This is a genomic window from Pantoea sp. AN62, assembly GCF_050432985.1.
Lineage (GTDB): Bacteria > Pseudomonadota > Gammaproteobacteria > Enterobacterales > Enterobacteriaceae > Pantoea > Pantoea brenneri.
Genome location: NZ_JBNPYB010000012.1, coordinates 46,949 through 71,853, shown reverse-complemented (window position 1 = coordinate 71,853; position 24,905 = coordinate 46,949). Strand labels below are relative to the sequence as shown.

Genomic DNA, 24,905 nt, shown 5'->3' with positions numbered 1-24,905 from the left:
TTTGGCACATCCCTGTTGCCAAGGAGTTTCACATGGCCTTTAGCGTTATTCCTCCCTATATCCTCCGCAAAATTATCGCGCACGGCTCCGGTCACCAGCAGGAACAGGCGCGCCGCACCCTGACCCATGTACAGCATCTGATGGCTGAACACTGGCAAAAGCCGGCCGTGGCGAAAACGGCAGCAGGCGGCCATGTGGATCGCGAAATTTATGATGCGCAAAACCAGCAAACCCTGCCCGGTAAGCTGATTCGTCAGGAAGGCCAGCCCGAAAACGGTGATGTCGCAGCCGGTGAAGCCTGGGATTATCTCGGCACCACCTATGACTTTTTCTGGCAGGCCTACCAGCGCAACTCGCTGGATAATCAGGGGCTGAAACTGCTCGGAACGGTCCATTACGGCGATAAATACCAGAACGCCTTCTGGAACGGTCAGCAAATGGTATTTGGTGATGGTGACGGCGAGATTTTTAATCGTTTTACCATCGCAATCGACGTGGTGGCGCACGAACTGACGCATGGCGTGACCGAGAATGAAGCCGGTCTGATCTACTTTGAGCAGGCGGGTGCGCTGAACGAGTCACTCTCCGATGTATTTGGCTCGCTGGTCAAACAGTTCAGTAAAAAACAGAGTGCCGATCAGGCTGACTGGATCATCGGTGAAGGCCTGCTGGCCAGCGGTATCAATGGCAAGGGGCTGCGGTCGATGTCTGCGCCCGGCACCGCGTATGACGACCCGATGCTGGGCAAAGATCCGCAGCCGGCGCACATGGATCATTACGTTCAGACCCGCGAAGATAACGGCGGCGTGCACCTCAACTCCGGTATTCCTAACCGCGCCTTCTATCTGGCGGCGAAAGCGCTGGGCGGCTATGCGTGGGAGCTGGCGGGTCACGCCTGGTATGACACAATGTGCGACGATGAACTGCCGCAGGATGCCGATTTTAAAACCTTTGCCCGCTTTACCCTTCAGCATGGCGAAAAGCGCTTTAACCGTTCCGTTGCCAGCGCAATTGAGCAGGCGTGGAAAGAGGTCGGTGTGCTATGAGTGATCTGCCCGAACTCACCGATGACGCCACTATCATCGTGGCGCGTGAAGGAGGCCTCGCCTTTATGCCTGGCCTGCGCGCCGAACGCCGTTTTTCGCTGGGTGAACTGCCGCCGCCGGAAAAGCAGCGCGTCTGTCGTGCGCTTGAGCAGGCTATGCCGCTGGGCGAGCCGGAAGAGAAAGCGCCTGAGGTGGGACGTGGCGATCAACGCTATTTTCGCATTCAGATTCAGTATGCGACCCACCGCGAGGTCGGCACCATCGTGCTGTTGATTCCGGAACAGGTAGCGCCGCCAGAATTGCAGGCGCTGTGGCGTGATGGTGAATAAGCAAAAAAGGGCCGACAGTGTCGGCCCTGAGACAGCTGAATAATCTGATGTGAATCTGGCAGCAACCCATGAGCTTAAGATGCAGGGAACACAGTCAGAGGAGGAAAGCGTCCCGCGCCATGGACGTCGCGCGCCGGGCAGTCATGGATGTCGGTTTTGCGACTTTCCGATCTGACCGTGTTACCTGAGCTAAGCGGCCTTACAGCGAACCGGGCAACACTCTGCCAAAAAAAGGCCGACAATGTCGGCCCTTTTCACAGCTGAACTTACTTGCTGTCTGGCAGCGCGTAAGCAATCACGTAATCACCACGATCCGGCGACTGGCGTGCACCACCGGCAGAGATGAGGATGTACTGTTTGCCGGTTTTCGGCGAAACGTAGCTCATCGGGCCGCCCTGGCTGCCAACCGGCAGACGTGCTTTCCATACTTCTTTACCGGTTGAAGCATCAAAGGCGCGCAGGTAGTAATCCTGGGTACCGGCGATGAACACCAGCCCACCCTGAGTTGCCAGCGTACCGCCCAGCGTTGGCATACCAACCGGCATTTTCATGCGCATTTTGATGCCGAAAGGTCCGGTATCCTGCACGGTACCGACCGGCACCTGCCAGACGATTTTCTGGGTTTTCATGTCAATGGCCGACAGCGTACCAAACGGTGGCTTCTGGCAAGGAATGCCCAGCGGCGACATAAAGCGGTTTTTGTTCACCGCATACGGTGTGCCTTTCAGCGGCACCGCGCCCATACCGGTGTTGATCGCTTCACCACCGTTGCTGCCACGAGAAATCTTATTGGTGTCAGCCGGGATCATCTGTACCCACAGGCCGAGACGCATGTCATTGACGAACAGCAGATGGTTGTTCGGATCGGTCGACATGCTACCCCAGTTCATTCCGCCCAGCGAACCCGGGAAGCTCAGCGACTTATCGGTGTCCGGTACGGTGAACAGGCCATCATAACGCATCGATTTGAAGCCAATACGGCAGGCCAGCTGATCAAACGGCGTAGCACCCCACATGTCAGACTCTTTCAGCGTCTGGTTGCCAATCTGTGGCATACCGGTCGAATGAGGCTGGGTTTTGGTGTACTGCTCGTTCGGGATATGTCCCTGCGGCATCGGCAGCTCTTCGACTTTGGTCAGTGGCTTGCCGGTCATGCGATCGAGCACGAAGATCATGCCGGTTTTACCGCCAATCACCACCGCAGGTTTAGTTGTGCCATCCTTCAGCGGGAAATCGATCAGGCTTGGCTGCATCGGCAGGTCGAAGTCCCACAGATCGTTATGTACGGTCTGATAAACCCACTTCTCTTTACCGGTGGTAGCGTCCAGCGCCAGCACGGATGCGCCATATTTGTGATCCAGTTCGGTACGGTTCGCACCCCACAGATCGACAGATGAACTGCCCATCGGGATAAATACGGTGTTCATCGCCGGATCGTAAGACATCGGTGCCCACGAGTTCGGCGTACTGCGGGCGTACTCTTTGCCCGGCATTAACACCGCATTCGGATCGACATTACCCGGGTCAAACGCCCAGCGCATCTGACCGGTGATGACGTCAAAACCACGCAATACGCCACCCGGCATATCGGTCTGGACGTTGTCAGCGACGCGGCCGCCCACCACTACGGTGGTGCCTGCCAGCGTCGGTGCCGACGTCAGCTGATACTGCGGATCGGGCGCCTGGCCGAGACCGGCTTTCAGGTCAACGATACCGTGATTACCAAAGCTCTCACAGAACTCACCGTTGTCAGCGTTGATGGCGATCAGACGTGCATCGATGGTGTTCATCAGGATGCGGCGCTGACAGCTATCACCGGCTGGCAGCGTGACGGCCGGAACCGGCGTCGAGCCTGGCTGAGTTGGCTGCTGCAGCGGTTTAGTGGCATCGAAATAAGCCAGACCACGGCAGCGCGGCCAGACTTCCGCCTGGGCATTGATTTCGAGTTTCCAGATCTGCTTACCGCTGTCTGCTTCGACGGCAATAACATTGTTGTGCGGGGTGCAGAGATAGAGGGTATTACCCACCTGTAACGGGGTTTGCTGATCTTCCGCGCCGTTGCCGGTTGGGCTGTCCGGGATATCGCCGGTCCGGAAGGTCCAGGCGACCTGCAGATCTTTCACATTATCGCGGGTGATTTGGTCCAGCGCCACAAAGCGGCTGCCCTGTGGCGTGTTGCCATAGTTATCCCAGTCTTTCTGCTGTTTCGCTTTATCCACCGGAATCAGCGGCAGCTCTTCGCCTGAGAACGCGACGGTAGGATGTGGCTGAAACATCTGCACGAAAGTTACCAACATGCCGACTGCCAGCAGCGCAGAAAGCCCATAAGCGGGCTTTGCCAGCGAGCTTTTGCCTTCACGCTTACGCAGCGCAGGCCAGAGCAGGAAGGCGACGATCATCAGGCCGGTTGGCACCATCAGGCGCGAAACCAGCGGCCAGAACTCGATGCCAGCATCAAACAGCGACCAGATCAGGGTGCCGACAAACATCAGCAGAAACAGTACCACCGCCGATGATTTGCGACGGAAAAACTGAATTGCTGACAGAACGGTAACGATACCGGCAATCAGGAAGTACCAACTGCCGCCGAGGGCAACCAGTTTGCCGCCGCCTATCGCGAAGAACAGGCCGGTAGCCAGCAGCACCAGCCCGAGCAGCACGGATACTATTCCCAGCCCCTTAGCGGAGCGGGACGATGTTTCAGCCATAACACTAACTCTCCTGAATAAACAGAGCGTCCACGCCGGTTGCCGCCTGAACTGCGCAACCTTGTCAAAGGGACATGCGGAGTGCCGCACTGTTTCAAATCGAATATAAACAGACCCGCGTCCATGGAGAAAGCTGGACCGGAAAGACCTGGTGTGGCTGGCCCATCCCCACGACGCGGCAGGATTGTACCACCTGGTACATTACAGAGTGAACATCTATAACCCAGTTGTTACGCTGCAATAGCATTTTTGCTACAACAATTGTAGTGAATGCCGACGGCTTACGCCGGATCGCTGCCGCTTACTTAACGCTGTGGCTGAAACTCCACCCGCTTTTTCGAGATCAGGCCGTGTCCATGGTGACAAAAGTAGTCCACTGCGCCACAGGCAGAAAGCCGTTCCAGCGGCTGATGGCAATCCGGGCAGCATGCCTGCACCGGCGTGTGTGCGCCACAACCGCTACAGATAAATTCGCCGTCGCTGAGCTGTAGCGGCTGCTGACAGTTTTCACAATTGATGGTCATGATTAGCCTCTTACTTAATATCAGGACAAAAAAAGAGGGCCTTCCGGCCCTCTTTCACTTAACGCTTATTTTTCTTCATATGCGCCATCAGACGCTTACGCTTACGCTGCTGCGTTGGCGTCAGCAGGTTGCGCTTACCTTCGTACGGGTTCTCACCCTCTTTGAACTGGATGCGAATCGGCGTTCCCATTACGTTCAATGATTTACGGAAGTAGTTCATCAGGTAGCGTTTGTATGAGTCCGGCAGGTCTTTAACCTGGTTACCGTGGATCACCACAATCGGCGGATTATAACCACCAGCATGTGCATACTTCAGCTTAACGCGACGACCGCGAACCAATGGTGGCTGATGATCTTCGGCCGCCATGTTCATGATACGGGTCAGCATTGAAGTGTTCACACGTTTGGTTGAACAGTCATAGGCTTCGGTGACCGATTCAAACAGGTTGCCGACACCACTGCCGTGCAGCGCAGAGATGAAGTGGATACGGGCGAAATCGATAAAGCCCAGACGATAGTCCAGCGTCTCTTTCACTTCATCACGGATTTCCTGCGACAGGCCATCCCACTTGTTGACCACAATCACCAGCGAGCGGCCACTGTTGAGGATGAAGCCCAGCAGCGACAGATCCTGATCGGAAATACCGGCACGCGCATCGATCACCAACATAACTACGTTGGCATCTTCAATCGCCTGCAGCGTTTTGATCACCGAGAATTTCTCTACGGTATCAGAGATTTTGGCACGCTTGCGCACGCCTGCGGTGTCGATCAGCACATACTCGCGTCCATCACGTTCCATCGGAATATAGATGCTGTCGCGAGTGGTGCCCGGCATGTCGTAGACCACCACGCGATCTTCGCCGAGAATACGGTTAGTGAGCGTTGACTTACCTACGTTAGGACGACCGACAATCGCCAGCTTGATCGGCAAACCGGTCGGGTCGAAGTTTTCTTCTTCCTCTGCGGCTTCCAGTTCAGCAGTCTGTTCGGCGTCGAGCGCACTCCAGTAAGCCTGGTTCTCTTCTTCTTCAGTGAGTTCGACCGGCTCAACTTTGTCCATCCACGGCAGCAGTGCCGTTTCGATCAGGCTGGTAACACCACGACCATGCGACGCCGCAATGGCATGGATCTCACCGAGGCCCAGTGAATAGAAATCCACCACCGCCTGATCGGGATCGAGTCCGTCGGTTTTATTCGCCACCAGGAAAGTGGCTTTCTGACGTGAACGCAGGTGCTTAGCAATTTGCTGATCGGCGGCCATCATTCCGGCACGCGCATCGACCATAAACAGCACCACATCCGCTTCTTCAATCGCCAGCAGTGACTGCTCGGCCATCCGCGTTTCGACACCCTCTTCGGTGCCGTCGATACCGCCGGTATCGATAACAATAAATTCGCGCCCTTCCACTTCGGCGCGACCATATTTGCGATCGCGAGTCAGTCCAGGAAAATCCGCTACCAGCGCATCACGAGTGCGGGTTAAACGGTTAAATAGCGTAGATTTTCCCACATTGGGACGCCCAACCAGCGCGACCACAGGTACCATAACAATGCCTCAATAAATAATTAATCGCCCGAATGGCGTGATTATAACGGCTCTGGCCGTTAAGTTCAGGCTGAAGGCGCAAAGAATACCATGCCTGACTAAAAACGAAACGGCCCCTGATTAAATCAGGAGCCGTCAGAACGGAGGATTTCACCTGCCAGACGTTTACCCGTTAGCGGGTAATCGCATAAACCTCTCCATCTTTCGACTGGATCAGCAGCTTATCGCTGGCGACCACCGGCTCAGTCTGGAAGCCGGAGCTGTCCAGTTTCTGCTGCGCGACGAAACGACCATCGGTGGTGTTCAGCCAGTGCAGATAACCTTCGCTATCGCCGACCACCAGGTAGCCGTTGTAGAGCACCGGTGAGGTCAGATTACGGTGCAGCAGATCGCTCTGGCGCCAGATTGCCACGCCGCCATCGGCGTTAAGCGCAATCACCCGATCGTCCTGATCGACCAGATAGATGCGGCCCGCATCAACAATCAGATCTTTTACGCCGCCGATTTCGCGTTTCCACAAAATCTGACCGGAACGCAGGTCCAGCGCCGTGAGATCGCCGTTATAGGCCAGTGCGTAAACCACACCATTGACGATAACCGGCGTAGTATCGACATCATTCAGACGATCGATCTCAGTCGCGCCGCTGACCTGGGAAATACGCTGCTGCCAGATCAGTTGTCCCTGATTCAGGATAACCGCACTGACGCGGCCATTGTCGCCACCGACGATGGCGCCGCCAAAAGCGACCGCAGGCGCAGATTCACCACGCAGTGACAACGCTGGCATATCCAGGTTGACGCTCCACTTGATAGCGCCGCTGCTCTGATCCAGTCCCTGCAACATCCCGTTGCTGGTGTGTACCAGTACCAGGCCGTCGCTGACCACCGGACGAGAAAGTGCTTCACCCGCCACTTTGGTCTGCCAGGCCAGGCTGCCATCGCTGCTGTTCAGCGCATAAATCTGACCGCGCTCACTGCCGACATAGAGACGATCGCCGTCCGCCGTCAGGCCGCCCGATAACAGGGCTGAGCGATTTTTCGAGAAGAAGCCGGTTTTCTCAGAGAGATCGACTTTCCATTTTTCTTTACCGTCGGCGGCGTCCAGCGCTTTTACGATACCGAAACGATCGGCCGCAAATACGGTGGTGTCCTGCCAGGCGGGATGCAGGTTGGAGTAGAAATCACCGACGCCATCTCCCACCGAGGTGCTCCACACTTCCTGTGGCGTGAACTGATTTTCCACCTGAGGCAATGGGGCCATTTTTACTACATCTTCTTCGCCGCTAAACAGCGAACAACCGCTGAGCAAAGTGACTGAAATCAGCCCCGGCAGCAGGTATTTACGTAATTCCATGCGCTCTCTCTTGACTGGCTTAGCTTAAGTTATTCATCTTCATCTGCATCATTTGCTTCAATGCCGGAGAGGCGTCAGATTCAACCCCTTTGCTCCATGCATCGCGCGCGCCCTGCTTGTCGCCTTTGCTCAGCAGCGCTTCACCACGGATATCGGCCACAATGGCTGTCCAGCCATCACCCTTCACAGCGTCAAGGGTTTTAAGTGCCGCATCAGCATGATTCTGTTGCAGTTGAATGCGTGCCAGGCGCAGGTTAATCACCGCCTGCAGGTTGGCATCTTTGGTATCTTTCAGGCCGTTTTGCAGCAGCGTCGCGGCTTTGTCCAGCTGGTTGGTATCAACATACTGTTTTGCCAGATCCATCGCGGCCAGCGCACCGTAGGTGTTGCTGTTTTCATTGGCAAAGGTGTTAACCGCTTCCAGCGTTTCTGGCTTGCCCGCCTGCATGGCGCTGGTGAGCTGCTGATACTGCGCCGATACTGATTTCGCCGCATCTTCCTGATGACTGGCCCAGTAACGCCAGCCGCCAAGCGCAGCAATGCCGATCACTACGCCAACCGCTAACGCTTTGCCGTTATTGGCAAAAAAGCGACGCAGCGCATCGGTCTGCTCGTTCTCATTGCTATACACTTCCACGCAATCCCTCTCCTTTCTATGGTTGGTGCTGCGCCACGCTTACTGCAACAGCGTGCGCAAAACAGCAGCAGCCTCTGCCTGAGCCAGCGTTTGCTGCTCGCCACGGCGTAGATCTTTAATCACGACCTGTCCGGCCTTCACTTCATCCTCGCCTAACACCAGCGCGACGCGAGCGCCCCACTTGTCAGCACGGGCAAACTGCTTTTTGAAGTTGCCGCCGCCGAAGTTAGTCATCAACCGCAGTTCTGGCGCTTCATCACGCAGTTTCTCCGCCAGTTGCATGGCTGCAGACTGCACGCCCTGACCCGAAGCGATTACATAGACATCCACATTGCTCGTCGGTTCAAAATCGGGATTCACCGCCTGAACCAGCAGCACCAGACGTTCCATGCCCATAGCAAAACCTACGGCTGGGGTTGCGCGTCCGCCGAGCTGTTCAACCAGGCCATCATAGCGTCCGCCACCGCACACCGTGCCCTGTGAACCGAGGCTGTCGGTCACCCACTCAATCACCGTGCGATTGTAGTAATCAAGCCCGCGCACCAGGCGCTGGTTGATGGTGTAGGCGATACCGGCGTCATCCAGCAGTGCGCACAGGCCGTTGAAATGCTCGCGTGATTCGTCATCAAGATAGTCGCCGAGTTGCGGCGCATCGTTCAGCAGTTGCTGAATATCAGGATTTTTACTGTCCAGCACTCGCATCGGGTTACTGTACATGCGGCGTTTGCAATCCTCATCCAGCACCTCTTTATGCTGCTCAAGGAAAGCCACCAGCGCCTCGCGGTAGCGAGCACGGGCTTCAAGGGAGCCAATGGAGTTCAGTTCAAGGCGAACGTGATCGGCGATGCCCAACGCTTTCCACCAGCGCGCGTTCAGCATGATCAATTCAGCATCGATATCCGGGCCCTGCAGGCCAAACACTTCGACGCCCATCTGGTAAAACTGACGGTAGCGGCCCTTCTGTGGACGCTCATAGCGGAACATCGGACCCATGTACCACAGCCGCTGTTCCTGGTTGTAGAGTAAACCGTGTTCGATACCGGCTCGCACACAGCCTGCGGTTCCTTCCGGACGCAGCGTCAGGCTTTCGCCGTTGCGGTCCTCAAAGGTGTACATCTCTTTTTCAACCACATCGGTGACTTCACCGATGGCGCGTTTAAACAGCGGGGTCTGCTCCACCAGCGGTAAGCGAATTTCGCTGTAACCGTAGCTCGCCAGCGTCTGCTTGAGAACGCCTTCAATCCGTTGCCAGATGGCGGTATCCGCAGGCAGGTAATCGTTCATCCCGCGAATCGCCTGAATATTCTTCGCCACGTTAGAATCTCTTAATGCAAAAAAACCTGTCCGGCATCATACCTTATGAGGATGAAACCGCACAGGTTCAGTCAAAAAAGTCACGCACGCAGGCCGCGCACGCCATTATTTTTCCAGATGCTGCACATCAATACGGCGCGTGGCATCAAGCATCGATGCTTTGGCACGAATACGCGCTTCCAGCTGATCGATCATATCGTTGTTGTCGAGACGATCGCGCTGACGCACGCCATCTTCGTAGAAGCCACTTTTCTTGTTGCCGCCGGTGACGCCCAGCGTAGAGATGGTCGCTTCGCCCGGTCCGTTAACCACACAGCCGATAATGGAGACATCCATCGGCGTGATGATATCTTCCAGACGCTGTTCCAGCGCATTAACAGTGCCGATTACGTCAAACTCCTGACGTGAACAGGTAGGACAGGCGATGAAGTTGATGCCACGCGAACGAATGCGCAGTGACTTCAGAATATCAAAACCGACCTTCACTTCTTCGATCGGATCGGCCGCCAGCGAGATACGCAGCGTGTCACCAATCCCTTCGGACAGCAGTAAACCGAGCCCAATGGCGGATTTTACCGCACCGGCTCGCGCCCCGCCCGCTTCGGTAATACCGAGGTGCAGCGGCTGCTCAATCTGCTTCGCCAGCAGACGATACGATTCGACCGCCAGGAAGACGTCCGACGCTTTTACGCTGACTTTGAACTGATCAAAGTTAAGGCGATCGAGGTGATCGACATGGCGCATCGCCGACTCAAGCAGTGCCTGTGGCGTCGGCTCGCCATATTTTTCCTGCAGATCTTTTTCCAGCGAACCGGCGTTTACGCCAATCCGGATCGGAATATTATTGTCGCGTGCGCAGTCGACCACCATGCGGATACGCTCGTTATTGCCGATGTTGCCGGGATTAATCCGCAGGCAATCAACGCCATATTCGGCCACTTTCAACGCGATGCGGTAGTCAAAATGGATATCGGCCACCAGCGGGACGTTCACCTGCTGTTTAATCAGTCTGAATGCTTCTGCTGCATCCATCGTCGGCACCGAGATGCGGACGATATCGACACCGACGCGCTCAAGGGCTTTGATCTGATTTACCGTCGCCGCCACGTCTGTGGTGCGGGTGTTCGTCATCGACTGAACAGCGATTGGCGCGCCGTCACCGACTGGCACCTTGCCGACGTAAATGCGTTTGGATTTACGGCGGATAATGGGTGCTTCGTTATGCATATTTCTTCTCCACAATTGCCCGGTACGCGATACGCTGTTATTGCGCACCCAACGTCAGGCGAGCAACCTGGTTATTACGGATAAAACGACTTAAATCAACGGGCTGATTCTGATATTGCACCTGAACCGCGGAAGGAGCGCCAATTTTCAGACGATACGGAGCGGTTCCTGCGAGACTGAGTTTACCACCGCTGCGCTGCAAGCCGCTGAACAGTTTTTTACCGGTTGCATCGCTAACTTCCAGCCAGCAGTCGGCATTAAAGGTCATCACCACCGCGTTTGGATCGCCAGCGGGTTCACTGACCGCTGCTGCGCCGACCGGCATCTGCGGTGCGGTGCTGGCCGCCGGAGCGGCCGCGCTGGTGTCTACCGGTGCCTGGCTGGGCGATACCACCGCATTACTGGTGTTGTCTGACTGAGCAGCAGGCGCGGTATTGCTGGCACTGGCGGCCGGGGCCGTCGTGGCTGGCGTGCTGGTGCCGGCAGCGCTGTTATCTGCTGCTGGCGGGGTGTTGCTTTCATCCGGCGCAGCCGGGGCGGTGCTGTCACCGCTCGACTCCCCCAGCGGAATAGACTGACCGTCACCGCTGCTGCCATTCTGATCGGCCATCGACACCAGATCGTCCTGCGAGGCTTTGTGATTCTGCCACCACCAGGCACCCGTCAGACCGACCACCACAAACAGCACCAGCCAGGTGAAAATCATCAACCAGCCGTCACGCTTTTTGCGGCGCTTACCCAGCGAGAAACTTTGCATCGGTTCGATTTTTGCAGCACGAACCGGCGTCTGTTTCGCCATCATTGGCAGCAATTCCTCTTCAGGAATATGCACCAGTCGAGCGTAGGAGCGAATGTAGCCGCGCAGGAAAGTAGAGGCCAAATCAGCAGGCGATTTGTCTTCTTCAATGTCACGCACGGTAGAAAGTTTCAGACACAGGCGTTCAGCGACGTTCTGCTGCGTCAGTCCCAGCTGCTCACGGGCCAGACGCAGGCGTTCACCTGTTGAATGTACTGCAGAATTCTCTTGAGTGGCTTCAGTATTCATTAGCTAAATAACGCTGGTACTGTATCGATTGCGGAAAACGTCGCGCTAACCGGTCGCCATAACGTGAAACGTCAGCGGCATTTCCCTGTAGCGCGGCGAAACGTAAGTGTAACGCCAGACTGCGTGCCGTTTCGGGCCGCTGTTGCTGGTATATATCGAGCAAAATCTGCGCGTTAGCCAGTTGATTATCGGCCATCAGCTTTTCAGCTTCAGCCAGCACTGCCCCGGCTTTGCGATCGTCCGTCTCAATGGCCTGCCGCAATTCACGGCGCGCGGCGGCAAAATCGCCTGCCTGCAGATAACAAAATCCCGCCAGTTCAAGCGCATCGATCCGGGCGTCAATCTGCTGCGCATCACCTGCCCGACTAAACTGTTGATGCGCTTCGCCATACTGCCTTAAAGCGCAAAGAAACGCACCGTAATTGTTAGCGACAAAACCATTCAACGGCGCCTGCTGCTGCGCCAGTTGATAGTGGGCCCGCGCTGCCGCGCGGTTACCCCGCTTCTGTGCCAGTCGGGCCAGTGCCAGCGAGACCCGATAATCATCCGGTGCCGCCGCCTGCGCCCGCAGGAAATTGCGCTCTGCTGCCGCCTCATCGCCGCCCGCCAGATAGTGCATCCCTAACTGTAGACGCAGTTCCGACGCGCCGGGTGACTGCGTCTGGCTGACACACCCGCTTACAACAAACAGGGCCAGTAAAATCCCCGGTAATCCCTTACTCATCATCGTTTCCATCCGGTTGACGTTAGCAGCGTACAGCCTGCCACGCGCGTCACCCTCAGGAAACGTTAACGGTCAGCCTTTCAGAGCGCTTTCACAGATATCGCTTCACCGGCCATCTTTTTGCGCAGGGTACGTTTGGTACGGTCGATAACTTCACCTGCCAGCTGACCGCAGGCGGCATCAATATCGTCGCCACGGGTTTTACGCACGATAGTGGTGAAACCGTAGTCCATCAGCACTTTAGAGAAGCGATCGATGCGGCTGTTAGAGCTGCGGCCGTACGGTGCGCCCGGGAAGGGGTTCCACGGAATCAGGTTGATTTTGCACGGCGTATCTTTCAGTAATGCGGCAAGCTCATGCGCATCGTCAGTGCTGTCATTGACATGATCCAGCAACACGTACTCGATAGTGACGCGACCCTGGTTGGCATTCGACTTACCAATGTAGCGTTTCACCGCCGCCAGGAAGGTTTCGATATTGTATTTTTTGTTGATCGGGACGATGTCGTCACGCAACTTGTCGTTCGGCGCGTGCAGCGAGATCGCCAGCGCGACGTCAATCATATCGCCCAGTTTGTCGAGCGCAGGCACGACGCCAGAGGTCGAAAGGGTCACACGACGCTTCGATAAACCGAAACCGAAGTCATCCAGCATGATCTCCATGGCGGGCACCACGTTATTGAGGTTGAGCAGTGGCTCACCCATGCCCATCATCACCACGTTGGTGATGGGACGCTGGCCGGTGATTTTGGCCGCGCCGACAATTTTCGCCGCGCGCCATACCTGACCAATAATTTCTGAAACCCGCAGGTTACGGTTAAAGCCCTGCTGAGCGGTCGAACAGAATTTACACTCCAGCGCACAGCCCACCTGTGAAGAGACGCACAGCGTGGCGCGGTCGCCTTCCGGGATGTAGACGGTTTCCACCAGCTGATCGCCAACGCGGATCGCCCATTTAATGGTGCCATCGGTGGAGCGCATCTCTTCCGCCACTTCCGGGGCGCGGATTTCCGTCAGCTCCATCAGCCGGGTACGCAGCTTTTTGTTGATGTCGGTCATCTGCTCGAAGTCATCGCAGCAGTAGTGATAGATCCACTTCATGACCTGGTCAGCGCGGAACGGCTTTTCGCCGAGCGACAGGAAGAATTCGCGCATCTGCTGACGGTTGAGATCCAGCAGGTTAATTTTTTGGCTCTTGGGGGAAACAACAATCGGGGATGCGGACGCGGACGTCACAATCTGTTCGGACATAATGTTCTCTGGCCTCGTTGTTACACGTTATGGCGCTGTTCATGAATAGGTAAAAAAATGCGCCTTCATCAAGCGGAGTTAATGAAGGCGCAATATTGTACAACATCTGCGGCCTGATAACAGGCGGGAGTCGCCTCCCTCAGGCAGATTTTTGTAAAGCCAGCCGGTGGTTTATCGCCAGGCGATTAACGGGTACGCGGGCAGATTTCGTTTTCGCCGAAGAAGTAGGCGATTTCACGGGCAGCAGATTCTGCAGAATCTGAACCGTGGGTCGCGTTCTCGGTGAAGCTGTCAGCGTAGTCAGCACGCAGGGTGCCGGCCAGTGCGTTTGCCGGGTTAGTCGCACCCATCAGGTCACGGTGACGCTGAACGGCGTTTTCGCCTTCCAGTACAGAAACCACTACCGGACCAGAGGTCATGAATTCAACCAGACCGTCGAAGAATGGCTTGCCCTGATGTTCAGCGTAGAAACCTTCAGCCTGCTCTTTGCTCAGCTGCAGCATTTTTGCGCCAACGATTTTGAAGCCTGCGCTTTCAAAACGGTTGTAGATGGCACCGATCACGTTTTTAGCGACGGCGTTTGGCTTGATGATAGAAAAAGTACGTTCGATTGCCATGATGACCTCTGTCTTGACGTCCTGAAGAAACCGGGGGCGCACGCCCCGGCTAAGAAACGGCGCCGATTATAGGGGCAGAGCCTGGCGTTGCCTATCAGAGATCCGCAATTTATTGAAAAATCTTGATCTGAATCGAAGCAAAGCGGGCGCAACTCTGATTTAGCGTAAAAAAGCATCACAGGCGGCTGAAGGTGACGGTGGCCAGTTGACCCGCTTCATCCATCACCACCAGCTGATAGTCGCCCGGACGATCGAGATGCAGCGACAGCGTGCCGTTCTGGCCTGGCTGTGGCTGACCGTTGAGAAACCACCAGCGCGCGGTGCCTTGTCCACCCTGCACCGCCACCGGCAGTACCAGGACCGGATTGCCCGGCAGCGGCTGCACCCGCTGTCCGTCAATCACGCCGGTAACGATCAGCGGTGCGCTGCTGCCCTGCTCCAACGGAGGACAGTGCGGATCGATTGGCGGTAAGCGCTGCGCCCGGCGTTCCTGGGGTGGCAGCCAGGCCTCCAGCGGCAGCGGCCACATCAGGCGTTCACGGCTGCTGGCCTGTGGGCAATCCGCCGCCACCCGCAATCCCCGGTCGTTTTGCCAGTAGCGTAACCGCAAGCCGCTGAGGCTCTCCTGCCCGGCGGCCAGCAGCGTGGGCGGCAGCGTGTCGTTGAGCACCCAGCTCTGCCGCCGCTGCCGGCAATTCTGATCGCCCACCGGCAGTGGCTGGCCGCCAGGCCAGCAGATAGCGGCAACCGTTACCGAGGCTGGACACGGATCGGCAGGCCATTCCTGCCCGGCTAAGCGGCTCATCAGGATGCTGTTAATCTGATTCATCACCGGTACCGCCGAGGCCACGCCTGACTGACCGGCCACCGGCGTCGCATCCGGTCGTCCGACCCAGACGCCAATCAGGTAGCGCGGATTCACTGCAACCGCCCAGGCATCGCGGTAGCCGTAGCTGGTGCCGGTTTTCCACGCCAGCGGAACCACCGCCGGTTCGCTGCCGTTAGCCGCTGGCTGCGCCTCACCTGCCAGAATGCGGCGGATAATCCATGCCGCGCCAGGCGACAGTAGCGGTCGCTGCTGCAACGGCTGATCGGGCATCCAGCGCAGCTGACCGGCGTTGCCGTGACGGGCAAAGGCACTGTAAGCCGCTACCACTTCGTCCATTCTCGCCCCCGTGCCCCCGAGGATCAGCGACAGATTAGGCCCCGAACCGGCTGGAAAACGTAAATTGAGCCCGACATTACGCAGACGGGCCGCCACATTTTTGGGTCCCAGCGCCTCCAGTAGCTGAACGGCAGGCAGGTTAAGTGAGCGCACTAACGCCTCGCTGGCGCTGACCGGGCCATGAAAACCGCTGTCGAAATTACCCGGCCGGTAGTCGCCGACGCGACGCGGTACATCCTGCAACAGTGATTCTGCATGGATCAGGCCATCATCGAGCGCCATGCCATAGACAAAGGGTTTTAACACCGAGCCGGGCGACCGCACGCTGGCGATCATATCCACCTGACCAAAGCGGCTGTCATCGCCAAAGTCGGCGGAACCGACATATCCCTGTACCGCCATGGTGGTGTGATCGACTACCAGCACCGCCAGCGAGGTGCGCGGTGGAAGCTGGCTTTTAATGTTCAGCGCCATGCTTTCCAGCTGACGCTGCAACGACGGATCGAGGGTCGAGACAATCTTTTCACGGTCGCTGATCGACAGCAGACGCCGGGCCAGTAAGGGCGCCATCTGTGGCATCTGTCTCGGCGGAAGCCAGACCGGCTCCTGTCGGATTTCAGCCACCTGCTGAGGCGACCAGACGCGGTACTGCGCCAGCCGATCCAGCACTTTGTTGCGGGCGGCTTCGGCCCGCGCCGGCCAGCGATCCGGCCGTAACCGGCTGGGAGCCTGTGGCAACACCGCCAGCAAGGCGGCCTCGCCGCGGGTCAGCTCAGCGGGCGATTTGCCCAGCCAGCTCCAGCTTGCGGCGCCGACGCCTTCCAGCGTGCCGCCAAACGGTGCCCGGTTGAGGTAGAGAGTCAGGATATCGCGTTTGGAAAGGTGCCACTCCAGCTGCAGCGCACGCCAGGCCTGAATCAGCTTGCCCTTTAGCGTCCGCGGCTGGGGGTCAATAAGCCGTGCCACCTGCATAGTTAAGGTGCTGCCACCGGAAATCACGCTACGGTGCCGCAGATCCTGCCAGGCGGCGCGCAGCAGGGCCAGCGGATTGACGCCAGGGTGATACCAGAACCAGCGATCTTCGTAAGTCAGTAATGCCTGCAGGTAAGCGGGCGAAACCTCTTCTGGCGTGACCGGATAGCGCCAGATCCCCTGACGATCGGCGAAGCGCCACAGCGGCGTACCGTCGGCGGCCACCACCACGCGCGCTGGCTGTGGTTGCTTAAGCGGTAACGGAGAGAGCCGATCCAGCCCCCACAGAGCCAGCAGCAACATCAGTAAAAAAAGCGGCAGCGCCAGCCACCGCTTTTTAGCCGTTCGGATGTTCAACACCCTGCCATCCGCTTACCGGACATTCATCGGCGGCGGCGTACTGCCGATGGCGTGCCACTCAGGAACATACATCGATTCCACCTGCGGCGGTGGCATCCGGTAAGTGCCTGGCGTGACGGCCCGCGCCAGATAGATCAGCGTCGCAGGACGATAGCTATCAACAGCCAGCGCGGCGACAAAGCGATCGTCACGGAACTCAATATGCCGGAGGTTAACCTGCTGCATATCCATCATGCTCTCTTTTAACGCATCCGTGCTGTCACCCAGGCTGGCGCTGCTGTCGGCCAGATTCTGATTTTCCAGCTCCAGTCCGGCAGGCAGTAAATCCACCACCAGCGCATCGCTGATGTCGCGTCTGGCTGAAACGGTCAGACGTACCACCAGCAGCTCACCGCTGCGCAGTTGGCTGAGATCGGCAGCTTTGCCGTCGAGGGTGAAGTACTCCCGTTTGATCGCCAGCTGCTGGCTGACCGGCGCTGGCGGGCTCAGCGGATACCCCACCACGTTCAGGTTGCCATACAGGGCCGCCGGGCCCGGATTGCTTATCGTCACGCCCTGCGTCAGCTGCTGAGCATCCAGTCCGCTGTTTAACGGCGCATGGCCGGTTACCGGTTGCGGCTTGCCCACGATGTTCGCCTGCCAGCTCTGACCCTGAGCCGTTTGCAAGGTGCGCGCAGCCAGATAGAGCGCGTTATTCTCCTGCGTCGAGAACCCGCGTTTACCATTAAGCTCTTTCGACAGCGACAGCAGCAGGCTGTTTTGCAGATCCGGCTGTAGCTGGTTTTCCGCTAACAGCGCAATCATCATGCCCTGATCGCGTACCGTGCTGCCGTAGTCTCCGATCCAGCTATCGTCAGGGCGCGTCAGGCTGGCAGCCTGCGCGACCGCCAGCTGCGACCGCTGGGCATCCCCCATCAGCTTCAGCGCCACCCCGAGCTGCATCAGCGCCAGCCCCGATCGGCTCTGATCACGCTTTTCATACAGCGCTCGCAGAGCACCCAGCGGCGCGCGCTGCTGCCGCGCCAGTACCAGGCCGGCGTAGGCCTGCACGCTGAAGCGCAATGCGTCAGGCTGGTTACTGCCGCTGGCAGTGATCTGCGCCGGGTCCTGTAAGTAGCGCAGCAGCCGGGCATTGGCACGGGCGATCAGGTCGTCAGGCAACGCATAACCCGCCTCGCTGGCACGCAGCAGAAAATCGGTCACGTAAGCGGTTAACCAGAACTCCTCTTCGCTCTGTTTACCCCATAAACCGAAGCTGCCGTCCGCGCGCTGCATGCCTGCCAGCCGGGCGATGCCGGTATCCACCGCCGCCCGCCGCGCCTCATCAGTGCTGGTTTTAATTCCCATCGCACTGAGCTGCGCCTGGCTGGTGTAGAGCGAAGGCCACAGGCCGCTGGCGGTCTGCTCCAGACAACCGTAAGGATAGGCATACAGCGCGCTGATATAGCTGGCGAGATTTAACGGCGGCCGATTACTCAGCGTCAGTTGCCCGGTCAGCGTCTGGCTGTCGAGACCGGTAAACGCCGCAGCCGCCACCTGCCACGGCCGATCGGGGGTAATCACCGCATCAAAATTGAGGGTCTGGGCAGGATAAGGCGGCCTGACGCCGATCTTCCACTGCTGTTTGCTGGGCCGTAGCTGCTCGCCAGGCAGATTCAGTCCGCTGATCTGCACCGCGACCTCACCGTCGCCAAAACCGTTTTTCGCCGTCACCGGTATCTGCAGGGTAGTGCGAGCGCCTTTTGCCAGACTGATAGTCTGACTGGCGGCCCCCGTCAGTCCGATCAGGCCACTGGCTGCCACATCCACTTTCAGAGTCTGTGGCAGATCGGTCAGGTTGGTAACGTCCAGCGCCAGGGAGGCCTGGTCGCCGCTGGCAAGAAAGCGCGGTGTCGCCAGTTCACTGACCAGCGGCGCTGCCACCACCACTTTGCGCTCTGCAACGCCGAAGCTGTCGTCACTCCAGGCCTGCGCCATCAGTCGCAGCTCACCGTTAAACGCCGGGATCGGCAGCGTAAGGGTACCTTTGCCCTCTTTATCCAGCGTCACAACCTGTAATTGCTGCGCCACAATATTGACGTGGGTAAGCGGCTTTTTACCACCGCGCGTATTGGAAGGATCTTCGCCATCACCGCCAAAGCGCAGCGTCGCCAGTCGCCCCCCGCCCTCAATCAGCTGGCCGAACACGTCATACTGATCGACGTTATAGCGTTTACGACCGAAAAACGCCTGCCACGGGTCGGGCGTCTGGTAATCGGTCACGCTCAGCACGCCACTGTCGACCGCCGACAGCAGCACCTGCACCTTCTCAGGCAGGGGGCCGCCATCGCGGCTGGCCTGCACTTTCACCGTCAGGTTCTGCTCAGGCCGGAGGGTGGCGGGCGTATCCAGCGTCAGATTGAGTCGCCGCGCCTCGGTCGCCATTGGCAGATGCAGCAGTCCGACCGCGCGTTTTGGCGTCGCCCCGCTGACCTTATCGCCGTCGCGCACCACGATGGCACTAAAGTAGAGATCGTGACGCTGCCAGCTGTCGGCAATCGGCACGTCAACCTGGGTGCCACCCTGTGGCACGGTTAACGGCTGCCACCACAGCGTACCGCTGCTCGACTCCACCATCAGATAGCCTTTACCGGCTGTCGGAGACTCCACCTGCAGATGCACCGTTTCGCCAGGCTGATACGCCGCTTTATCCAGCTTCAGTTTTACCTGATCCGGGCGCAGTGCCCCGGTGCCATTGGTATTATCCTGCCAGTCATAACCCGCCTGAAAACGTACGCTGCTGACGATCTTTTCGCCCGCCTGCACCTCAAGCCGGTAACTGCCCCACTCGACCGGGAAGCCCACCTTGCTGCCGCCGCCCGCCGGCAGAGTGATCACGCGTTCATCTTCCTGCAGGTCTTTGGCATCGTAACGCGACTGCCAGCCTTCGCTGTCAGAAAAGCTCCAGTAGTAATCGCGCCGTTCGCGGATTAATCGCACCACCAGTTTGTCAGCCGCCAGCTTTACGCCCTGGCTGTTGGCATAAACGAGGTCAAACTCTGCCAGGCTGTTTTCCGGCACGGTAGGCTCGTCGTGATAGCTGTCACTGCGGTAGTCATACACCGCTTTACTGGCAAACAGCGGACGAATACCGGGCAGTGCCTCGGCTGGCCAGATGGCGGTCGTGGCACGGCGGGTAACCGGCCGCCCACCGGTTTCCAGCAGGCTGGCCTGCAGAATCAGATTGAGCGGTGAATGCAATTGATCCCACTGATTATCGACCGTGAGCCGGGCCTTGCCGTTGGCATCCAGCTTCAGATCGACTTCATCCAGCGTGCGCCTGAGGCCCTGCTCGGTGATATCACCAAACTGGTAACCCGGCAGAGCAGCGACCGCCTCCCGCGCCGGGCGCAGATAAAGCTCACCCTGCAACGCGTTACCGGCTGCCGGGGCGCCATACAGGTAACGGCCCTCAATATCGAAGGCGATATCAGCATCGGCAGGTTGCGGCTGAGGATCGGTTTTCAGGGTCAACGCCATGCGTTCCGGCAGAAAATCCTCGACGTGGAACGTCCATTGCCGCTTCAGGTTGTCACCGGTATTCAGCCGCAGCTGCCAGTCACCGGTCATCGACGCGTCGGGCAGCGTGAACCGCTGCTGATAAAAACCGTCCTGCGGCTGCCAGACAAAGGTACGCATCACCTGACCATCGGGCTGGACCAGCTCGGCTTTCACCGGCTGGGCCGGCAGCGGTTTGCCGTCGGCATCCCGTAATAGCGCAGTGACGATCACCGTTTCGCCCGGGCGATAGATATTCCGTGGACCAAACACAAACAGCTGTTTGTCATAGCCCTGCGGCCCGGTCACCGGAAACTCGGCCAGATCCAGTGCCGGACGCGCCAGATCGATCAGCGAGGTCTGCTCGCCCTGCATCGCCAGCAGTAACCGGCCCTTCTCATCCGCCTTCAGACGCAGATGCCCGTTGCTGTCGCTGGTGCCGCTTTGCAGTACCTGGCCTTTTTCGTTCAGCAGCCTGACGCTGACGTCAGCAAGCGGCTTGCCGTTTTCCAGGCTCTGGGCGAACAGTTCAAGCTGCGTGGGAAAGCGATGCAGTGACAGTCCAATATCGCTCAGGGTAAACAGCGTGGCAGGCATGCTGTAGTGATAGGTGCCCGCCTGTTTCATCACCGCCAGATAGACGCCCGGCTGCTGCAGCGGGGTAATATCCTGTAGTGGCAACTGCAGCTTTTCACGGGTATTACGTGCCGGGTTGAGTTCAAAACGTCCGCTATAAACCAGCTGACTGCTTTTCAGTAACGACTGAGATTGCCAGCTTGAGAGGTTATTGCCGTCATTCCATTCGGCAAGAAACGCCGCCAGACCGGCATTTTTTATCCGGAAAAAATCCACATCCACCTGGTCGATATTCAGCGCCAGCACCGGTAATCCCTGAGTGAGACGCAGCGGCAGCAGCGAGCCACGGCTGGCAAAACCGACCATCGGTTCGATATCACGGGTAGTGATTTTTTTGCTGAAGCCGGCCGCCAGCGTCTCTCCGCTGGCCGCACGCAATCCCGCTTCTACCGTAACGGTAAACTGACGCGACGGCTGGGGATGGCGAAAGCGCAGCGCTTTGCGGTAGTCAGACAGCTCCCAGCCACCGTCAACCTGACCCAGTTTATCGTCGGTCAGCCTGACTTTTTGCGTAAGATCCTGTTTATCATCCAGCGGCTGATTAAAGGTTAAGACCAGCGCGGCGGCGCCATCAAGCTGAAGCTCAGAGAGGTCGAGGAGAGTCAGCGGTTTGCTGACCTGCGTGGCAGTCGTTTCCGCTGCGCTGACAGTGAAAACCGGCACGGCTGCCGTCGCCAGCAGCGAGCCGCCGATCAGCAGGCCGATCAGCAGTCGGTTAATGCGTTTTTTCATGGTAAATCCTTCACCGGGCCCCAGGGGAGTTGTTTTATAACGCTGCGCAATTTCATCTCAATGCTCGCATTTAATCAACGCTTCTCTTGAGATGGCGCCCGCATTGCCCGACACTGACAGCACAGATAACTGAGATGAGGTTGTTATGACGACGCCACTGTTTGTGTCCGCCGACTGGTTACAGGAACACTATCATGATGAGAACCTGCAGGTGCTGGATAGCCGGATGCTGCCGCCTGGTCAGGAAGCGGTCCGGGATGTGAATGCCGAATATCTGGCTGGCCATCTGCCTGATGCACCGTTTTTCAATATTGAAGAACTGTCGGATCACACCAGCCCTTACCCGCACATGCTGTCGCGCCCCGAGCGTTTTGCCGTGGCGATGCGTGAACTGGGTATCAGCAGCGACAAACATCTGGTGGTCTATGACGAGGGGAATCTGTTCTCGGCCCCACGCGCCTGGTGGATGCTGCGCCTGTATGGCGCTGCCCAGGTGTCGATTCTGGCTGGCGGCCTGCAGGGCTGGAAAGCGGCCGGTTTTGCCCTTGAGAGCGGCCCGGTGTCACTGGCGGAAGGTGAGTTTGAGGCCAGCTATGATGAAAGCCAGGTCCGTCGGCTCAATGACGTGCTGCTGATCAGTCATGAAGGCGGCGCACAGCTGGTGGATGCGCGCGCGGCAAACCGTTTTAACGCCGAAGTGGATGAACCGCGTCCCGGTCTGCTGCGCGGCCACGTTCCAAATAGCCTGAACGTGCCATGGAATAGCCTGGTGGTGAATGGCGAACTGAAACCGCTGGCTGAACTGCGCGATCTGTTTGCCCGTGCCGGGGTTGAACTGGACAAACCGGTGGTGGCCAGCTGTGGTTCGGGCGTTACGGCAGCCGTGGTGATTCTGGCGCTGACCGCGCTGGGCGCACGTCAGACCGCCATCTACGACGGTTCGTGGAGCGAATGGGGTAGCCGCGACGATCTGCCGATTGCGAAATAAAAAAAAGAGCGGCCACTGCGCCGCTCTTTTTTCATCAGATGATGCGTTCGCTGCCTTTGAAGTCGCGCAGGAAACTGCCCCAGCGACGTTCATAGAACGGGGTAATATGTGCGGTGAAGAAATGGCTGATGCCACGATCCTCCACCGTCACTTCGCATAAGTCGACCGGCGCATCGTCCGGCAGCGTATCCATCGCCACGCTGCCCGCCGCCTGAATAATCGCTTCAATATCGCTGTCCGCTTCAATACCAATCAGCAGATTCGGCGCTTCATCGGCCCGTTCACGGATGCTGGCGATAAACGCGCGGCGCACCTGTTTATATTTGCTGAATAGCTGGGTCAGCGAATCAACCATCTGCGCTGGCGGTTCCGCCACTTCAGATAACAGCAGCGACTGCCCGCCGTCCAGCACCGTTTGCTGACTCAGGGCGCTGCCCTCTTCCGCCAGCAGATGAGTGATTTCGGCAGGCGAGAACTCTTTGCCGGTCGGTAATTTAGGATTGAGAAACAGCGTTTCGCCGCGGGTCATTTCAAACAGCGTGCGCACCGGCAGACGCAGATAAGCCTGCTCGCTGCTGACCGCGTCGCTCATCGCCTGTTCTGAACTGAAAAACGGAATGATGCTGCTGCCATCCTCTTTTTCCCAGTGCTGCAGATCCACCGGCGTACTGGCATCGAGTTGCTGTGCCGTGCTTTCGCCCGGCACCCAGACGTCTGATTCCAGCAGCAGTTGAAAAAATTCGGGCCGGTGAGCGGGCTCGGTAGCGGCCAGCTTCAGCACCTCTTCAAGACGGTTCATATTCACTCTCTAAATACGCGGCAGCACCCGCCACCGCTGAATAGCACTTATTTCAGTAACAGGTTAGCCAGCGTCCGCACGCCGAGGCCGGTAGCACCGGCAGCCCACTGATCGACCGCGCTTTTGCGGTAGGTCGCAGAACAGTCGATATGCAGCCAGCCCTGCTGGTAGTTGCTGACGAAATAAGAGAGGAACGCCGCCGCGCTGCTGGCACCGGCCGCATGCGCCGGGCTGGCAATGTTATTGAGATCGGCAAAGTTAGACGGCAGATGGCTGCGATGGAACTCGGCCAGCGGCAGACGCCAGAACGGCTCGTTCTCGCTGACTGCGCTGCCCATCAGCGACTGCGCCAGTACCTCATCAAAGGTGAACAGTGCGTGGTAATCATTGCCCAGCGCGGTTTTGGCTGCGCCGGTCAGGGTGGCAGCATCGATCAGCAGCGTCGGTTGCTGCTCGCTGGCGTCGATTAAGCCATCAGCCAGCACCAGTCGACCTTCGGCGTCGGTGTTCATCACTTCCACCGATTTGCCATTGCGATAGCGAATGATATCGCCCAGTTTAAAGGCGTTGCTGCTGACCATATTGTCGGCGCAGCAGAGGTAAAGCTTCACGCGTTTGTTGAGACCGCGGGCAATCGCCATCGCCAGCGCGCCCGTCACGGTGGCCGCGCCGCCCATGTCAGACTTCATTGAGTCCATGAAGCTGCTCTGCTTCATGCTGTAGCCGCCGGTGTCGAAGGTAATGCCTTTGCCGACCAGACAGGCGTACACCGGCGCGTTGTCGTCACCGGTCGGATTGAAGTCGAGCGCCAGCAGCACCGGCGGACGGCTGGAGCCGCGTCCTACCGTATGCAGGCCCATGTAGCCCTGCACCCGCAGATCGTCACCTTTGGTGATGCGATAGCTGACAGCACTGCCGCCCACTTCACTGATCAGATCGATGGCGGTGTGCGCCAGCTGCTCCGGTCCCAGCTCTTCGGCTGGCAGGTTGATGGTGTTGCGTACCCAGTCGATAATTTTCAGCCGGCGATCAAATTCTGCCTGCTCGTGCTCGCCCAGCGTCGGCCAGTCAACCTGACGCTGCCCTTTCGGACCGCGGTAGCCCTGCCAGAACGCCCAGCATTGTTCAAGGTGCCAGCCTTCGCCGGTCAGCGCCACATGGCGGATCCCCTGGCTATCCAGTTTGCGACCGGCACGCTGAATGGTCATCAGCGCATCCGCGCCGGTCAGGTGCAGCGTCATGCCGCTGTCGTTGCTGCTCAGAATGGCTTTTTCGCCCCAGCGCGCATCGGCGGGCTGGCTGCTAAGAGTGATGTTCATCGGTTGTGTGGTCATCGCGAAGCTCCATAGACGTTATTCGTTTCATCCAGCCTGATTGTTAAAGTGGCTTTAA

The 24,905-nt window shown here is 58.1% G+C and carries 18 protein-coding genes; 3 read left to right on the top strand and 15 right to left on the bottom strand.

Annotated features, from left to right (window positions below):
* The first annotated feature begins 32 nt into the window (after window positions 1–32).
* Both FHW04_RS15125 and FHW04_RS15120 read left to right on the top strand, forming a co-directional pair.
* Window positions 33–1,046, top strand: coding sequence for a M4 family metallopeptidase (locus FHW04_RS15125; RefSeq protein WP_031376476.1), 1,014 nt, complete (start codon window positions 33–35; stop codon window positions 1,044–1,046).
* Complete coding sequence (locus FHW04_RS15120) at window positions 1,043–1,375, top strand: protealysin inhibitor emfourin (protein WP_031376477.1); 333 nt, start codon at window positions 1,043–1,045, stop codon at window positions 1,373–1,375. Before FHW04_RS15125 ends, FHW04_RS15120 begins: the two co-directional genes overlap by 4 nt.
* Before the next feature lie 266 nt (window positions 1,376–1,641).
* Here FHW04_RS15120 and FHW04_RS15115 read toward each other — a convergent pair whose 3' ends face one another.
* The 13 genes from FHW04_RS15115 to FHW04_RS15055 form a co-directional block, all read right to left on the bottom strand.
* Window positions 1,642–4,083: a glucose/quinate/shikimate family membrane-bound PQQ-dependent dehydrogenase gene (locus FHW04_RS15115; protein ID WP_089561673.1), complete on the bottom strand. Its 2,442-nt coding sequence runs from the start codon at window positions 4,081–4,083 to the stop codon at window positions 1,642–1,644.
* Between the two features lie 305 nt (window positions 4,084–4,388).
* Window positions 4,389–4,607 (bottom strand): zinc ribbon domain-containing protein, encoded by a 219-nt coding sequence (locus FHW04_RS15110; protein WP_089561672.1) that lies wholly within the window; start codon window positions 4,605–4,607, stop codon window positions 4,389–4,391.
* Between the two features lie 58 nt (window positions 4,608–4,665).
* On the bottom strand, window positions 4,666–6,156 hold the full coding sequence (gene der, locus FHW04_RS15105) for a ribosome biogenesis GTPase Der (protein WP_031376480.1): 1,491 nt from the start codon (window positions 6,154–6,156) through the stop codon (window positions 4,666–4,668).
* 172 nt (window positions 6,157–6,328) lie between these two features.
* Window positions 6,329–7,510, bottom strand: a complete 1,182-nt coding sequence (gene bamB, locus FHW04_RS15100; RefSeq protein WP_031376481.1) for an outer membrane protein assembly factor BamB — start codon at window positions 7,508–7,510, stop codon at window positions 6,329–6,331.
* A gap of 19 nt (window positions 7,511–7,529) precedes the next feature.
* Window positions 7,530–8,147, bottom strand: coding sequence for a YfgM family protein (locus FHW04_RS15095; protein WP_031376482.1), 618 nt, complete (start codon window positions 8,145–8,147; stop codon window positions 7,530–7,532).
* Window positions 8,148–8,186: 39 nt separating this feature from the next.
* Window positions 8,187–9,461, bottom strand: a complete 1,275-nt coding sequence (hisS, locus tag FHW04_RS15090; RefSeq protein WP_089561671.1) for a histidine--tRNA ligase — start codon at window positions 9,459–9,461, stop codon at window positions 8,187–8,189.
* Window positions 9,462–9,566: 105 nt separating this feature from the next.
* Window positions 9,567–10,688, bottom strand: coding sequence for a flavodoxin-dependent (E)-4-hydroxy-3-methylbut-2-enyl-diphosphate synthase (gene ispG, locus FHW04_RS15085; protein ID WP_046288173.1), 1,122 nt, complete (start codon window positions 10,686–10,688; stop codon window positions 9,567–9,569).
* Between the two features lie 37 nt (window positions 10,689–10,725).
* Window positions 10,726–11,733, bottom strand: a complete 1,008-nt coding sequence (gene rodZ, locus FHW04_RS15080) for a cytoskeleton protein RodZ (protein ID WP_046288172.1) — start codon at window positions 11,731–11,733, stop codon at window positions 10,726–10,728.
* Entirely contained in the window at window positions 11,723–12,457 is a 735-nt protein-coding gene (pilW, locus tag FHW04_RS15075) for a type IV pilus biogenesis/stability protein PilW (RefSeq protein ID WP_031377787.1), read from the bottom strand. Before pilW ends, rodZ begins: the two co-directional genes overlap by 11 nt.
* 80 nt (window positions 12,458–12,537) lie before the next feature.
* Window positions 12,538–13,707: a bifunctional tRNA (adenosine(37)-C2)-methyltransferase TrmG/ribosomal RNA large subunit methyltransferase RlmN gene (locus FHW04_RS15070; RefSeq protein WP_031377788.1), complete on the bottom strand. Its 1,170-nt coding sequence runs from the start codon at window positions 13,705–13,707 to the stop codon at window positions 12,538–12,540.
* A 185-nt stretch (window positions 13,708–13,892) separates the two neighbouring features.
* Window positions 13,893–14,324: a nucleoside-diphosphate kinase gene (ndk, locus tag FHW04_RS15065; protein WP_003848684.1), complete on the bottom strand. Its 432-nt coding sequence runs from the start codon at window positions 14,322–14,324 to the stop codon at window positions 13,893–13,895.
* A gap of 175 nt (window positions 14,325–14,499) precedes the next feature.
* The gene (pbpC, locus tag FHW04_RS15060) at window positions 14,500–16,821 is read right to left on the bottom strand and encodes a peptidoglycan glycosyltransferase PbpC (protein WP_089561670.1); all 2,322 of its coding nucleotides are present in this window, start codon (window positions 16,819–16,821) and stop codon (window positions 14,500–14,502) included.
* A gap of 12 nt (window positions 16,822–16,833) precedes the next feature.
* Window positions 16,834–21,726 carry an alpha-2-macroglobulin family protein gene (locus FHW04_RS15055; RefSeq protein WP_179420092.1) on the bottom strand — a complete coding sequence of 1,631 codons (4,893 nt, stop codon included), beginning with the start codon at window positions 21,724–21,726 and terminating at the stop codon, window positions 16,834–16,836.
* Window positions 21,727–21,871: 145 nt separating this feature from the next.
* Between FHW04_RS15055 and sseA the strand changes: the two genes are divergently transcribed.
* On the top strand, window positions 21,872–22,714 hold the full coding sequence (gene sseA / locus FHW04_RS15050) for a 3-mercaptopyruvate sulfurtransferase (protein WP_046288169.1): 843 nt from the start codon (window positions 21,872–21,874) through the stop codon (window positions 22,712–22,714).
* Window positions 22,715–22,748: 34 nt separating this feature from the next.
* On the opposite strand, the gene sseB is transcribed toward sseA, so the two are convergent.
* The gene (gene sseB, locus FHW04_RS15045; RefSeq protein WP_089561669.1) at window positions 22,749–23,513 is read right to left on the bottom strand and encodes an enhanced serine sensitivity protein SseB; all 765 of its coding nucleotides are present in this window, start codon (window positions 23,511–23,513) and stop codon (window positions 22,749–22,751) included.
* A gap of 47 nt (window positions 23,514–23,560) precedes the next feature.
* On the bottom strand, window positions 23,561–24,847 hold the full coding sequence (pepB, locus tag FHW04_RS15040; protein WP_069728703.1) for an aminopeptidase PepB: 1,287 nt from the start codon (window positions 24,845–24,847) through the stop codon (window positions 23,561–23,563).
* Window positions 24,848–24,905: the final 58 nt, after the last annotated feature.